This window comes from Ideonella dechloratans, from assembly GCF_021049305.1.
Classification (GTDB): domain Bacteria; phylum Pseudomonadota; class Gammaproteobacteria; order Burkholderiales; family Burkholderiaceae_C; genus Ideonella; species Ideonella dechloratans.
On the sequence record NZ_CP088082.1, the window covers coordinates 464,146 to 478,219 of the forward strand.

The window sequence follows — 14,074 nt, forward strand, 5'->3', positions numbered from 1 at the left end:
ATGCCCGCACCATCGCAGGATGTCCGCTCCGCCTCGCTGGCCGTGCGCTGGGCCGGGCTGCTCGCGCTCACCGCGCTGTTGTCGGGCCTGCTGGCCCTGCTGCGCACCCCGGCGCCCACCCTGCTGGGGGCGATCGTCGCCGGCGTGGTGGTGGCCCTGGGCGAGCGCCGGGTGCCGGTGCCGATGGCGGGCTTCATGCTGTCGCAGGGCCTGCTGGGCATGATGATCGCCCGCGCCTGCCCCCTGCCGGTGTTCACCGAGCTGATGCGGCACTGGGAGGTCTTCCTGCTGGGCGTGACCTCGGTCATCGTGTTGAGCGTGGGCCTGGGCTGGCAGTTGGCCCGCTGGCGGCTGCTGCCGGGCTCCACGGCCATCTGGGGCTCCTTTCCGGGGGCGGCCACGGCCATGACGCTGCTGGCCGGCGAGTTCGGCGCCGATGTGCGCCTGGTGGCCCTGATGCAGTACCTGCGGGTGGTGATGGTGGCCTCGCTGATGATGGTGGCCGCGACGGTGGTGGGCGGGGCCGATGCGCCGGCCGGCCACGCACGGGTCGCCTGGATGGCCCCGGTGGACGGCCGCGGCCTGACGCTGACCCTGGGGGTGGGCGCGCTGGCGGCGCTGGCGGCCTGGCGCTGGCGTCCGCCGGGCGGGGCGCTGGTGCTGGGCCTGGCCGCCGGGGTGCTGATGCAGGACGTGGCCGGGCTGGACATCGTGCTGCCCCCCTGGCTGCTGGCCGCCGCAGCCCTGTGCCTGGGCTGGAACATCGGGCAGCGCTTCGACCGGGCGGTGATCCGCCATGCCCTGCGCCTGCTGCCCCGCCTGTTGGCGGTGCTGTCCCTGCTGATCCTGCTGTGCACCGGCATGGCCGCGCTGCTGGTGGTCTGGATGGACATCGACCCGCTGACCGCCTACCTGGCCATGAGCCCTGGCGGGGCCGACTCGGTGGCCCTGATTGCCGCTTCCAGCCATGTGGACGCGCCCTTCGTGATGGCCATGCAGACCGGCCGCCTGCTGGCGGTGCTGGCCGTGGGGCCGGCGGTGGCGCGCTGGGTGTCCCGGCGTTCGTCCCTGCCACCGGCCCCGGTCCAGTGACAGATTCGTCATGAGCACATAGCGATCTTTTCCTTGGACAGGCGAGGTGGGCCGCCTACAGTGGGCACCCCGTTCATACATCAGGATGTATCGATGTCTCGCCGTCTCCCGCTGTCCTTGCTGTCCATTCTGCTGGGCAGTGCCAGTGCCCTGCCCGGGGTGGCCCACGCCACCAACGGCTATTTCGCCCACGGTTACGGCGTCAAGAGCGAGGGCATGGCCGGCACCGGCATCGCGCTGCCGCAGGACGCCCTGACCGGGGCCACCAACCCCGCGGGAACCGCCTGGGTCGGCGACCGGCTGGATGCCGGCCTGAATGCCTTCCTGCCCAGCCGTGGCGCCAGCATCGAAGGCAATGGCGCCGGGCTGGACGGCAGCTACAGCGGCAACGGCCGCAAGGCCTTCTTCATTCCCGAGTTCGGCCTGACGCGGCAGCTCGACGAGCGCCTGAGCCTGGGCCTGGCCGTCTACGGCAACGGGGGCATGAACACCCAGTACGACCGCAGCCCGTTTGCCGCCTTCGGCGAGACCGGGCATACCGGTGTCAACCTGGAGCAGCTCTTCATCTCGCCCTCGGTGGCCTACCGTTTGAACGAGGACCACGCGGTCAGCGTCGCGCTCAACCTGGCCTGGCAGCGTTTTTCCGCCGAGGGCCTGAGCCCCTTCACCCCCGCATCACAAGCCCCCACCCAGGTCAGCGGCCTGGGCAATGACAGCTCGGTGGGCGCCGGCGTGCGCCTGGGCTGGATCGGCCAGCTCAGCCCCGCGTGGCGGCTGGGGGCGACCTGGTCGTCCAAGATCCACGGCCGCTTCGACAAGTACCGGGGGCTGTTCGCCGACCAGGGCAGCTTCGACATCCCGGCGAATTACGGTGTGGGCCTGGCCTACCAGCCCAGCCAGGACTGGACGCTGGCCCTGGACTACCAGGTGATCCAGTACAGCGGCGTCCAGTCGGTGGGCACGCCCCTGGCGCCGCTGCTGGCCGGTCAGCCCCTGGGCGCCGATGGGGGCGCGGGCTTCGGCTGGAAGGACGTGCAGGTGGTCAAGCTCGGGGCCGCCTACCAGTGGTCGCCCGCGCTGACGCTGCGGGCCGGCTACAGCCATGCCACCCAGCCCGTGCCGCAGAGCCAGACCTTCTTCAACATCCTGGCTCCCGGGGTGGTGCAGGACCATGCCACGCTGGGCCTGAGCTGGAAGACCGGCGAGCGCAGCGAATGGAGCGCCTTCTACGGCCACGCCTTCAAGAAGGCCGTGCATGGCCAGGGGTCCATCCCGGCCAACTTCGGCGGGGGCGAGGCCAACGTCCACCTGAGCGAGGACGTGATCGGCCTGTCCTGGGGCTGGCTCTACTGAGCCCCGTCGTTTGAGACAATCGGGCCCAGATCCGCGGACTTGAGTCCGCACGGCCGTTGCCGATAAGAGGATCAGCCGGGTCAGGATGGGCCGCGCCCGGATGAGGGGGCAACCCTGCGGCACACCTGGATCCGATGGCGACTCTGTTCTGGCTTCAAACCGGCGCCTGTGGCGGCGACTCCCTCGCCATCCTGAGCGCGGAATCTCCCAGCCTGGAGCAACTGCTCCAGGACGGGGGCGTGGAACTGCTCTGGCATCCCTCGCTCTCGCATGGTCATGCCCGGCGCTTCGACCACCTGGTGGATGCCATCCTGGCCGGTGAGCAGACCCTGGACATCCTGTGCGTCGAGGGCAGCATCATCACTGCCCCGCGCGGCACGGGCCTGTGCGACCCCTACCGCGGCCGCGGCAAGATGGACCTGGTGCGCGACCTCGCCGAGCGGGCCGGCGTGGTGGTGGCCATGGGCACCTGCGCGGCCTTTGGCGGGGTGCATGCGGCCCCGCCCAACCCCTCGGACTGCATCGGCCTGCAGTTCGACCATGCCCAGCCCGGGGGGCTGCTGGCGCCGGACTGGCGCTCGCGCCGGGGCCTGCCGGTCATTAACGTGGCGGGCTGCCCCGCCCACCCCAACACCATGACCCAGACCCTGGCCGTGCTGGCCCTGGGCCTGCCGCTGCCGCTGGACGGGCTGAACCGGCCGGCCTCGCATTTCAGCACCGTGGTGCACCAAGGCTGCACCCGCAACGAATACCACGAGTACGACGTCGAGGACACCCAGCCGGGCGACCGCGCCTGCCTGTTTTTCAACCTGGGTTGCCAGGGGCCGATGACCCAGGCGGTGTGCAATGCCGACCTGTGGAACGGCACCAGCAGCAAGACCCGGGCGGGCGTGCCCTGTTTCGGCTGCACCTCGCCGACCTTCCCGCGCGACGGTGACCTGTTTCGCACCGAGAAGATGGGCGAAGTGCCCATCCGCCTGCCGCTGGGGGTCGAGCGGCCGCGCTACATGGCATACAAGAACCTGGCCCGTGCGGCAGCCCCGCAACGGGTGCGTGACAAGAAGATGAAGCCCTGAGCGGGGCGGCTAGCATCGTTCCACATGGCCCGCATCGAACTGAACCTGGATCTCAACCGCGTCGAGGGCGACCTCAGTGTGCAGGTCACGCTGGAGGACGGCGTGGTGGTGGCCGCGCGCACCCAGGGCACCATGTACCGCGGCTTCGAACAGATCCTGCTGGGGCGCGCCCCGCGCGACGCCATGGTCATCACCCCGCGGGTCTGCGGCATCTGCGGCACGGCCCATCTGTATGCCGGCGTGCTGGCGCTGGAGCAGATCTGGTCCACGCCGGTGCCGCCCAACGCCACCCGCATCCGCAACCTCTGCCTGATCGCCGAAGGCCTGCAGAACGACCTGCGGCAGACCTTCCTCTTCTTCGCGCCGGACCTGTGCCACCCGCGCTATGCGGCCGATCCGCTGCATGCGCCGCTCATGGCCGCCTTCGAACCCTTCAAGGGCGACGTCTACCGCGAGACCCTGACCCAGACCCGCCAGGTGCTGCAGATCGTCGCGCACTTCGGCGGGCAGTGGCCGCATTCGTCCTACATGCTGCCCGGCGGCGTGGTGACCCCGGCCGACACCCGCCGGCTGGTGGCCTGCCGCAGCGCGCTGCTGGGGCTGCAGCGCTGGTACGAGCAACGCATTCTCGGCGGTGGGCTGGGCGCCTGGCTGGCGCTGGATTCGGCCGAGGCCTTCGAGACCTGGCTGGCCCAGCCCGGCCCGGCCGCCGCGGCGCTGGGCCTGCTGACCCGCTTCCTGCGCGGGCAGGGCCTGGACATGCTGGGCCAGGGCACGCCCCACATGCTGGCTTTCGGCACCTGGTGCGAGCCCGAGGCCTGGGCCCGCGGCGAGCCGCGCCACACCCTGCCGGCCGGCTTTCTGGATGGCGACTCCGGCCAGATCCAGCCGCTGGACCCGGCGCGCATCACCGAGCATGTGCGGCATTCCTGGTTCCGGCCCTACGAGGGCGGTCGACATCCCTTCGAGGGCGAGACCGTGCCGGACTACCAGCCCGAGACCGACCGCTACACCTGGGCCAAGGCACCCCGCTACGACGGCCGCGTGGTGCAGACCGGCCCGCTGGCCGAGTTGCTGATCGCGGGCGATCCGCTGATCCGTGATCTCTGGTCCCGCCAGGGCGGCGGGGCCTGGCTGCGCCAGTTCGCCCGGGTGCGCCACATCGGCGTGGCCCTGCGGCACGGCCTGCGCATGCTCGACGAACTGGGCGCCCACCTGGACGAACCGCATTTCGTGCCGCCGGCGCCGGGCACCGAGGTGGACGGCGATGGCGCCGGCCTGATCATGGCCGCGCGAGGCGCGCTGGGCCACTGGGTGCAGGTGCGCGATGGCGTGGTGCACCGCTACCAGATCATCACGCCCACCGGCTGGAACGCCTCGCCGCGCGACAGCCTGGGCCAGCCCGGCCACTGGGAGGCCAGCCTGGTGGGGCTGCGCGTGCAGGACCCGGAGGACCCGATCGAGGTCGGCCACCTGATCCGCTCGCACGACCCCTGCCTGGTGTGCACCGTTCACTTCGTGGGTGCCGACACGCCCAGCCTGAGGGTGGACGCATGAGCCATGGGGCCGGTGGTGTGGTGTTGTGCTTCGGCAATGCCCTGCATGGCGACGACGGGGTGGCCGAGGCGGTGGGCTGCTGCCTGGTGGCGGCGGGGCTGCCGCCGGGCTGGTCGGTGCAGGCCGTGGGCACCCGGGGCCTGGACGCCCTGGCCTGGCTGATGGACGCCCCGGCCGTGGTGCTGGTGGACGCGGCCGAACCCGCGGGGCAGCCCGGCCGCCTGGCCGAACGCGATCCGGCCCAGGTGCCGCTGGAGACGGCCGCCGTGGGCCACGGCATGGGCCTGGGTCATCTGCTGCGGGCCTGGCGGGCCGCCCGTCCGGCAGGTGTGCCGGCGCGGCTGCTGACCATCGAGATGGCCGCGCTGCGGTCCTTCCACCTCGGGCTGTCTCCCGCGGTCGCGCAGGCCGTGGCGCCCGCCGCCCGGATGGTCGCCGACTGGCTGGCTGACCGCCGCTGGCAGATGCCGGCCGTGGCCGGCGTCTGCTGAGGGCGCGCGATGAGCCAACCGTCGAGCCGTCCCTTGCCTGCAGGGCTGCTGCCACCCGCCCCGGCGGACGAACTCGCCAGCCTGAGGCTGGAACTGCAGGCCCTGCGCCTGGCCAACGGGGCGCTCGAATTCGAGCTGATGGCCGGCGCCGAGCAGGCCGATGCCATGCTGGCCCGGCTGGAGCAGCAGCGGGCGGCCCTGCAGTCGGCGCGTGACCGCGAACAGTCGCTGGCCGCCTTCTCCGAGCGGGTGATGGACACCGTGGGCAGCGTCGTCATCGTGCTGGACGCCCACGGCCGGCTGCGCCGCAGCAACAGCCGGGCCCGCGAGGTGCTGCGGCCCCTGGCCGAAGGCGACAGCGTGGACCTGCTGCTCTACCCGGAAGACCAGATGCGCCTGGCTGGCGAGTTGCCGCCGCTGCCGTGGCCTGTGCATTCGGTGCTGTTCGAACTGGTGCGCCGACGCGGGCACTACCGCGCCGAGCACCGCCTGGCCCTGCGCGGTGGGGGCTACCGCCACCATCTGATCGAGGCGGTGCTGCTGCACAGCGCCCAGGGCAAGGAGGAGGGCGCTGTCATCACCGGGGCGGACATCGGTCCGCTCAAGCAGCAGGAGGCCGAACTGCTGGCCAGCGACGCCCGTTTCCGGGACGCCGAGAGCGTGGCCCACCTGGGCAGCTGGGAACTCGACCCGGTGGACGAGCGCATGAAATGGTCGGCCGAAACCCGCCGCCTGCTCGGTGCCTCGACCGACACCGAGCCCACCCTGGCCGCGCTCTTCTCGGCCATCCACCCCGAGGATCGCCTCTCCAGTGCCCGGACCTTCATGGAGGCGCTGGCCGAACGGCGCAGCTGCGACCTGGAGTTCCGCATCGACACCCGCGACGGCCCGCTGCGCTGGGTGCACCTGCGGGCCAGCCTGCAGGCGCTGCCGGGCCAGGGCCTGCGCGGCGTGGGCACGGTGCAGGACATCACCGAACGGCGCCAGGTCGAGGACGCGCTGCGCCTGGCCGCCACCGTGTTCGATGCCAGCCTCAACGCGGTGCTGATTGCCGACGGCGAGGGCCGCATCCGCAAGATCAACCGCGCCTTCACCGCCATCCTGGGCTATGAAGAAGCCGAGGTGCTGGGCCGCAACCCCAGCATGATGCAGTCCGGCCAGCACGCCCTGAGCTTCTACCAGGACCTCTGGGGCCAGTTGCTGGAGAGCGGACACTGGGAAGGCGAGGTGCTCAACCGCCACCGCGACGGCCGCATCGTCCCCATCTGGGAGAGCATCACCGCGGTGCGGGACGAGCAGGGCGCGGTCAGCCACTTCATCGGCATCTTCTCGGACATCTCCGAGCAGAAGGCCCAGGCCCGGCGCATCCACCAGCTGGCCTATTACGACGCGCTGACCGGCCTGCCCAACCGCACCCTGCTGATGGACCGCTGCCGCCAGGCCCTCTCGCGCGCCAAGCGGGGCCACAGCCAGCTGGCCATGCTCTTCATGGACCTGGACCGCTTCAAGCACATCAACGACAGCCTGGGCCACCCGGTGGGCGATGCGCTGCTGCAGGCCGTGGCCCAGCGGCTGGAGCAGGTGGTGCGCGACACCGACACCGTGGCGCGGCTGGGCGGCGACGAGTTCGTCGTGCTGCTGGAGAACGTGGCGTCGCCGCAGGATGTCGATGTCAGCGTGCAGCGCATCCTGCAGGCCTTCCGTGAGCCCTTCGCGCTGGAAGAGCACAGCCTCTCAGTGGGCACCACCGTGGGGGTCAGCCTCTACCCCGAGCATGGCTCGGACGTCACCAGCCTGTTCAAGTTCGCCGACCTGGCGCTCTACCAGGCCAAGGAATCTTCCCGCGGCGGCTATCGCCTGTTCGAGCCCCGGCTCAATGAGCTGGCGCTGGACCGCATGCGCCTGGAGAGCGACCTGCGCCGCGCCCTGGAGCGGCAGGAATTCCAGCTGCACTACCAGCCGGTCTTCACGCTGGGCGACGGCCAGCTGGTGGGCGCCGAGGCCCTGCTGCGCTGGACCCATCCCGAGCGGGGGCCGGTGTCGCCGGCCGAGTTCATCCCGGTGGCCGAGGACAGCGGGCTCATCATTCCCATCGGCGCCTGGGTGCTGGAAGAAGCCTGCCGTCAGGCCCGCGCCTGGCTGGACCAGGGCCTGGCCATCGGCGTCATTGCGGTCAATGTGGCGGGCCTGCAGATCCAGCGCGGCGATCTGGCCGAGACGGTGGCCGCGGTGCTGGCACGCACCGGCCTGCCCGCCGAGCGCCTGGAGCTGGAGATCAGCGAGTCCTACATCGTGCGGCACGCCGAACGCGACCTGCGCCAGCTCGCCCGGCTGCGCGAGCTGGGGGTGGCGCTGGCCATCGACGACTTCGGCACCGGCCAGACCTCGCTGAGCCACCTCTGGCGGCTGCCGCTGTCCAAGCTCAAGGTGGACCGCGCCTTCATCAAGGACCTGGAGCGCGATGCCGCCGGGGCCACGGTGACCCGGGCGGTGATCGGCCTGGGTCACGGCCTGGGCTTCGTGGTGCAGGCCGAGGGCGTGGAAACCGAAGGTCAGGCCGCCTTTCTGAAGGCCCACGGCTGTGACCTGGTGCAGGGCTTCGGCTTCGCCCGCCCCATGCCGGCGGCCGACTTTGCCCGCCGCTGCGCCGAGGCGACCCGGGGAAACCCGGGTTGCATCGCGGAGAAGCCCGGCTCTCCCGGATCAGGGTAAACGCCTAAGCTCTGTTGCAAAACCTTGAGAGATGAAAGGTCTTGCACCATGAGAGAAGACAGCACTCCCCGTCGCCGGCTGGCCTGGGCCGCCGGTGTGGTGGTGGCCCTGGGCGCCATCGCCGCCGTCTGGATGGCCATTCCCCCGCGGCTGGATGAGGCCAAGACCCCCGGTTTCAGCGGCACGGCCGAGGCCGGCCTGGTGGCCAAGGGACGCTACGTGGCCCAGCTGGGCGATTGCGTGGCCTGCCACACCGCCCCCGGCGGCCCCGAGATGGCCGGTGGCCGTGCGCTGGAGACGCCGTTCGGCACGATCTACTCCACCAACATCACGCCGGACCCGCAGCAAGGCATCGGCGGCTGGAGCTACGCCGCCTTCGACCGCGCGATGCGCCAGGGCGTGGCCGCCGACGGCCACCGCCTCTACCCGGCCATGCCCTATCCGTCCTACGCCAAGATGAGCGACGACGACATGGCCGCGCTGTGGGCCTATCTGCGCCAGGGCGTGCCGGCGGTGGCCCAGGCCAACAAGCCCCTGGGCATGCACTTCCCCTTCGACCAGCGCTGGGGCCTGGCCTACTGGGATGCGGTGTTCGCCGACAAGACTCCCTTCGTGCCCAACCCGCAGAAGGACGCCATCTGGAACCGCGGCGCCTACCTGGTGCAGGGCCTGGGCCACTGCGGCGCCTGCCACACCCCGCGCGGCATCGGCTTCCAGGAACTGGCCATGAGCGACATGGGCTCCAAGGGCGCGCTGTTCCTCTCGGGCGCCCAGGTGGAACACTGGAACGCGGTGGAACTGCGTGACCTCTGGACCGTGCCCGACACGGTCGAGATGCTCAAGACCGGGCAGAACCGCTTTGCCACCGCCTCGGGCAGCATGACCGACGTGATCTTGCATTCGACGCAGCACGTCAGCGACCCCGACCTGGTGGCCATCGCCACCTACCTGAAGTCCCTGCCGTCGGCCACGCCCGAGGCGGCGCTGCCCGCGCCTGTCGCCGCCTCGGCGGCGGCCTCGGCCACCGAGACCCCGGTGGCGGCCTACACCAGCCGCGGCGGCCTGGGCTACATGCAGTTCTGCACCGATTGCCACCGGCCTGACGGCGGTGGCGTGAAGGGCGTGTTCCCGGCCCTGGCCGGCAACCCGACCGTGGCGGCAAAGGACCCGGCCACGCTGATCCACATCACGCTGACGGGCTGGAAGACGGCCTCCACCGGCGCCCATCCGCGGGTGTACACCATGCCGGCCTTCGCCCGCCTCAGCGACGCCGAGATCGCCGAGATCCTGAGCTATGTGCGGACCAGCTGGGGGCAGGGCGCCGGCGCGGTGGATGCCGCGGCGGTGGCCGACGCCCGCAAGAGCCTGGACCCGAAGATCGACAAGACGCCCTTCGAGACGCCGCGCCTGGCCCGGCTCCTGGACGCGCCCAATGCCGCGCAGCTGGTGCGGGGCATGCGGCTCAACGCCGAGACCCACATCCTGCTGCCCAAGAACGTGGGCAACGATCTGAACTGCACCTCCTGCCACCTGAACGCGGGCACGGTGGCCGATGGCTCGCCCTACGTCGGGGTGTCGGCCTTCTTCCCCTCGTATGCGCCGCGCGCCGGCAAGGTCATCACGATGGAAGATCGCATCAACGGCTGCTTCCGCCGCTCGATGAACGGCAAGCCGCTGCCGCCCGACTCGGACGACATGAAGGCGATGGTGGCCTACTTCGACTGGATGAAGGGCACCACCAAGAAGGAAGACAAGGTGCCCGGCCGCGGCGTGGGCAAGGTCGATCCGAAGATCGTGCCCAATGTGGCCAACGGCGAGAAGGTCTATGGTGCCCAGTGCGCCGTCTGCCACGGCCAGAGCGGCGAAGGCCTGAAGGACGCGGCCGGCCGCACCGTCTACCCGCCGCTGTGGGGTGACCGGTCCTTCAACATCGGCGCCGGCATGGCCCGCACCTACACCGCGGCCGCCTTCGTCAAGCGCAACATGCCCATCGGCTTCCATGAGAAGTTCCCGCTGGGGCAGGGCGGTCTGTCGGATCAGGACGCGGTGGACGTGGCCGAGTACTTCACCCACCAGGACCGGCCCGACTTCCCTGACAAGGTCAAGGATTGGCCGAAGGACCCCAAGCCCAAGGATGCGCGCTACTGATCCTCGCAAACTCCGTCAGGCCGCTGAGACACCGGGCCTGTTGGCCGGTCGCCCCCAAGGCGGCCGGCCCTTTTGCCTTTCCCTCGCCACAGCCTGTGCTAGCGTGAACACCGTGCCGCGCTTCCTCTTCGCACCTGTCCTGATCCTGGCCGCCGCCGTCATGCCGATCGCAGCGCAGGCGGACACGGTGCGCATCGCGGTGCTGGCCTTCCAGGGCTCCGAGCGCGCGGCCCAGGACTTCGAGCCCACGCTGGCCCACCTGAACGCCACGCTGCCGCAGCACCATTTCGAGCTGGCCGCCTTGGACCCGGCGGGCATCGAGCTGGCGGTGGCCGAGCACACGGTGGACTTCGTCGTCACCAACCCCGGCGACTACGTGGAGCTGGAGGCCGGCCACGGCGTGACCCGCCTGGCCACGCTGGAAGCCCGCGACCATGCCGTGCCCACCGACACCGTGGGCTCCACCGTCATCACCCTGAACCGGCCCGGCCACCCCACCCGATTTGCCGACCTGGCCGGGCGCCGCCTGGCCGTGGTCTCGCCCGAGGCCTTCGGCGGCTGGCGGGTGGTCTGGCGCGAGATGGACCAGGCCGGCGTGCCGCCCGAGCGCCTGCAGGCCCTGGTGAGCACCGGTTTCCCGATGGACACGGTCATCACCGCGCTGCGCGAGGGCCGGGCCGATGCCGGGGTGCTGCGCACCTGCCTGCTGGAGCAGGAGATCGCCGCAGGCCGGGTGCGGCCGGACGAGTTCGCGGTGGTGGCCGAACAGCCGCCCAGCGGCTTCCCCTGCCGGCTGTCCTCGCGCCTGTACCCGGACTGGCCCTTCGCCCGCCTGGCGGGCACTTCCCCCGATCTGGCCAAGGCGGTGACCGCCGCCCTGCTGACCATGCCGCCGGTGGACGGCCGGGCCTGGACCGCGCCGCAGGACTACACCGGCGTCCACGCGCTGTTCCGCGAGCTGCGCATCGGCCCCTATGCCTATCTGGGCCACACCACCCTGGGCGGCATCCTGCGCGAGCACTGGCCCTGGTTCGTGTTCTCGGCCCTGGCCGTGCTGTGGTGGATCTTCCATGTGGTGCGGGTGGAGACCCTGGTGCGCCGCCGCACCGCCGAGCTGACCCGTGCCATCGAAGGGCGCGAGGCGGCCGAGCGCGCCGCCCGCCAGCACCGCGAAGAGCGCGACCAGTTCTCGCGCCTGGGCATCCTGGGCGAGATGGCGTCCAACATCGCCCACGAGCTGAACCAGCCGCTGGCGGCCATCACCAACTACGCCGAGGGCATCACCCGCGTCATCGACGCCGGCCGCATCGACCCGGCCTTCATCCGCAACGGTGCCCGCGGCATCGCCGGTCAGGCCGAGCGGGCCGGGGTGATCATCCGCCGCATCCGCGGCTTCGTGCGCCGGCGCGAGGTGCAGCGCGAGCAACTGGACATCAACGACGTGGTGCGCGAGACCCTGGCCATGTTCGAGGGCCAGGCCCGGCTGCGCGGCGTGCCGCTGACCGTGGATTTGGGCGAGGGCCTGCCGCCGATCAGCGCCGACCTGATCGAGATCGAACAGGTGCTGCTCAACCTGCTGCAGAACGCCCTGGACGTGATGGACGGCCGCCCCGACAAGGCCCGCGGCATCACCGTGACCACGCGCCGCAGCGTGGAGAACACCGACTCGGTCGAGGTGGCCGTGCGCGACCACGGCACCGGCCTCACGCCCGAGGTGCAGGCGCATCTGTTCGACCCCTTCTTCACCACCAAGCCGCAGGGCCTGGGCCTGGGCCTGTCCATCTGCCGCACCATCGTCGAAAGCCACGGCGGGCACCTGTGGGCCACGAATGAACCCGACGGCGGGCTGAGCATGTGCTTCGCCTTGCCCATCCTCACCGAGGACAGCCCCTCATGAGTTCCGTCACGCTCCCCGCCGAGGCCGATGCCCCGCTGATCCTGATCGTCGACGACGACGAGGCCATGCGCAGCTCCATGGCCTTCCTCTTCGATTCCATCGGGCTGGCGGCCCAAAGCTACCCGGATGCCGCCAGCTTCCTGGCCGCGCTGCCCCCGCCCGAGCAGCTGCGCCCCGGCGCCCTGGTGCTGGATGTGCGCATGCCCGGCATGAGCGGGCTGGAGCTGCAGCGCCTGCTGGCCGAGCGTCACTTCCCCTTGCCCATCCTGATCGTCACCGGCCACGGCGACGTGCCGATGGCGGTGCAGGCGCTCAAGGCCGGGGCCTACGACTTCATCGAGAAGCCCTTCAAGGAGCAGTACCTGCTGGACATGGTGGGCGCGGCCATCCGGGTGTCGCAGGACACGCTGGCCCGGCAGAGCCGGCAGCGCTCCGTCAGTGAGCGCCTGGCCCGCCTGGGTCGGCGCGAGCGCGAGGTGCTGGACGGCATCCTGGCGGGCAAGCTCAACAAGGTCATCGCCTACGAGCTGGAGCTGTCGGTCAAGACGGTGGAGGCCTACCGCGCCTCCATCATGCTGAAGATGGAGGCGGGCTCGCTGGCCGAGCTGGCCACCATGGTGGCCAAGGCGCAGGGCTGAGGCTGCGCTGGCCTCTCAGGCCTGGGCCGGCAGCGCCATCTCCGCAACCAGGGTGTCGACCAGCACCTCCGCCGGCAGGGCGCGGGCCAGCGGCGCGCCCTGGCCGGCCCAATGGGCTGCGTACTGGGTGGCCTCGTCTCTGCCGCCTTCACGGCTGGCAGCGGCATGCAGCTGCTTGGTGGCGTCATAGGCGCGCGGGTAGGCCGCCGGCTGCAGCCCGGCGGGCAGTTGTTCGCCTTCGGCGATGAAGGGGCCCAGCAGCCCGCGGGCCGGGCGGCCGGACAGCACGCGGGTGAGCCGGGTGTGCTCGGCCCGCTCGCTCTGCAGCGCGGCGCGGTAGGCCGCATCGGCCGCCGATTCCGGGCACAGCACGAAGGCGGTGCCCAGCTGGGCCGCCACGGCCCCCAGGGCCAGCGCCGCGCGGATGCCCGCGCCGTCCATCAGGCCGCCGGCCGCGATCAGCGGCAGGCCGGTCTCGTGCCGCAGACGCTGCAGCAGCACCAGGGTGCTCAGGCCCTCGTCGGGCGCCGAGGGGTCGAACATGCCCCGGTGCCCGCCAGCCTCGATGCCCTGGGCCACGATGGCGTCCACGCCGGCGGCCTCGATCTGCCGGGCCTCCGCCGGGCAGGTGGCGGTGGCCAGGGTGACGATGCCGGCCTGCCGCAGCGCGGTGATCCATGCCGCCGCCGGCAGCCCGAAGTGGAAGCTGACGACGGCGGGGCGCAGTTCCAGCAGCAGCGCGAACACGTCGTCGGCCTGCACGAAGCTGCGGTAGATCTCCCGCAGCTGCGCCGGCGGGGTCAGGCCCAGGGCCTGGAAGCGCGGGGCCAGGTGGGCCAGCCAGGCGGCGTCACCGGCCGGGTCGTCCGGTGCCGGCGCGTGGCAGAAGACGTTGACGTTGAAGGGCCGGTCGGTCAGCGCCAAGGTCTCTTCGATCATCGCCCGGGCCTGCGCGGCGGTGCTGGCGCCGATGCCCAGCGCCCCCAGGCCGCCCGCGTTGGACACGGCCGCCGCCAGCCGGGGCGTGGAGACGCCGGCCATCGGGGCCTGGAAGATGGGGTGGCGCAGGCCCAGGCGGGCCAGCAGGGCAGAGTCGGATGGCATGGCGAG

The 14,074-nt window shown here is 71.5% G+C and carries 10 protein-coding genes; 9 read left to right on the forward strand and 1 reads right to left on the reverse strand.

The window, feature by feature from the left end:
- The 9 genes from LRM40_RS20090 to LRM40_RS20130 all read left to right on the forward strand — a co-directional run bounded on the left by LRM40_RS20090 (position 1) and on the right by LRM40_RS20130 (position 12,964).
- Positions 1 to 1,092 (forward strand): AbrB family protein, encoded by a 1,092-nt coding sequence (locus LRM40_RS20090; protein WP_151123288.1) that lies wholly within the window; start codon positions 1 to 3, stop codon positions 1,090 to 1,092.
- A gap of 93 nt (positions 1,093 to 1,185) precedes the next feature.
- A complete protein-coding gene (locus LRM40_RS20095) occupies positions 1,186 to 2,445 on the forward strand; it encodes an OmpP1/FadL family transporter (RefSeq protein ID WP_151123289.1) in 1,260 nt (419 codons plus the stop codon).
- A 134-nt stretch (positions 2,446 to 2,579) separates the two neighbouring features.
- Positions 2,580 to 3,521: an NADH-quinone oxidoreductase subunit B family protein gene (locus LRM40_RS20100; RefSeq protein WP_151123290.1), complete on the forward strand. Its 942-nt coding sequence runs from the start codon at positions 2,580 to 2,582 to the stop codon at positions 3,519 to 3,521.
- Positions 3,522 to 3,545: 24 nt separating this feature from the next.
- On the forward strand, positions 3,546 to 5,078 hold the full coding sequence (locus LRM40_RS20105) for a nickel-dependent hydrogenase large subunit (RefSeq protein WP_151123291.1): 1,533 nt from the start codon (positions 3,546 to 3,548) through the stop codon (positions 5,076 to 5,078).
- Positions 5,075 to 5,569, forward strand: a complete 495-nt coding sequence (locus tag LRM40_RS20110; RefSeq protein ID WP_151123292.1) for a hydrogenase maturation protease — start codon at positions 5,075 to 5,077, stop codon at positions 5,567 to 5,569. Before LRM40_RS20105 ends, LRM40_RS20110 begins: the two co-directional genes overlap by 4 nt.
- A gap of 9 nt (positions 5,570 to 5,578) precedes the next feature.
- A complete protein-coding gene (locus LRM40_RS20115; RefSeq protein WP_151123293.1) occupies positions 5,579 to 8,281 on the forward strand; it encodes a sensor domain-containing protein in 2,703 nt (900 codons plus the stop codon).
- A gap of 48 nt (positions 8,282 to 8,329) precedes the next feature.
- Positions 8,330 to 10,429, forward strand: coding sequence for a c-type cytochrome (locus tag LRM40_RS20120; protein WP_151123294.1), 2,100 nt, complete (start codon positions 8,330 to 8,332; stop codon positions 10,427 to 10,429).
- A 103-nt stretch (positions 10,430 to 10,532) separates the two neighbouring features.
- The gene (locus LRM40_RS20125) at positions 10,533 to 12,326 is read left to right on the forward strand and encodes a sensor histidine kinase (RefSeq protein WP_231067872.1); all 1,794 of its coding nucleotides are present in this window, start codon (positions 10,533 to 10,535) and stop codon (positions 12,324 to 12,326) included.
- The gene (locus tag LRM40_RS20130) at positions 12,323 to 12,964 is read left to right on the forward strand and encodes a response regulator transcription factor (RefSeq protein ID WP_151123295.1); all 642 of its coding nucleotides are present in this window, start codon (positions 12,323 to 12,325) and stop codon (positions 12,962 to 12,964) included. The genes LRM40_RS20125 and LRM40_RS20130 overlap by 4 nt, the downstream gene beginning before the upstream one ends.
- Positions 12,965 to 12,979: 15 nt before the next feature.
- Here LRM40_RS20130 and LRM40_RS20135 read toward each other — a convergent pair whose 3' ends face one another.
- On the reverse strand, positions 12,980 to 14,068 hold the full coding sequence (locus LRM40_RS20135; RefSeq protein WP_151123296.1) for an NAD(P)H-dependent flavin oxidoreductase: 1,089 nt from the start codon (positions 14,066 to 14,068) through the stop codon (positions 12,980 to 12,982).
- Positions 14,069 to 14,074: the final 6 nt, after the last annotated feature.

Coding starts and splice junctions, on each gene's coding strand:
- LRM40_RS20090 (WP_151123288.1), top strand. CDS start 1: ATGCCCGCACCATCGCAGGATGTCCGCTCCGCCTCGCTGGCCGTGCGC.
- LRM40_RS20130 (WP_151123295.1), top strand. CDS start 12,323: ATGAGTTCCGTCACGCTCCCCGCCGAGGCCGATGCCCCGCTGATCCTG.
- LRM40_RS20120 (WP_151123294.1), top strand. CDS start 8,330: ATGAGAGAAGACAGCACTCCCCGTCGCCGGCTGGCCTGGGCCGCCGGT.
- LRM40_RS20115 (WP_151123293.1), top strand. CDS start 5,579: ATGAGCCAACCGTCGAGCCGTCCCTTGCCTGCAGGGCTGCTGCCACCC.
- LRM40_RS20105 (WP_151123291.1), top strand. CDS start 3,546: ATGGCCCGCATCGAACTGAACCTGGATCTCAACCGCGTCGAGGGCGAC.
- LRM40_RS20110 (WP_151123292.1), top strand. CDS start 5,075: ATGAGCCATGGGGCCGGTGGTGTGGTGTTGTGCTTCGGCAATGCCCTG.
- LRM40_RS20095 (WP_151123289.1), top strand. CDS start 1,186: ATGTCTCGCCGTCTCCCGCTGTCCTTGCTGTCCATTCTGCTGGGCAGT.
- LRM40_RS20135 (WP_151123296.1), bottom strand. CDS start 14,068: ATGCCATCCGACTCTGCCCTGCTGGCCCGCCTGGGCCTGCGCCACCCC.
- LRM40_RS20100 (WP_151123290.1), top strand. CDS start 2,580: ATGGCGACTCTGTTCTGGCTTCAAACCGGCGCCTGTGGCGGCGACTCC.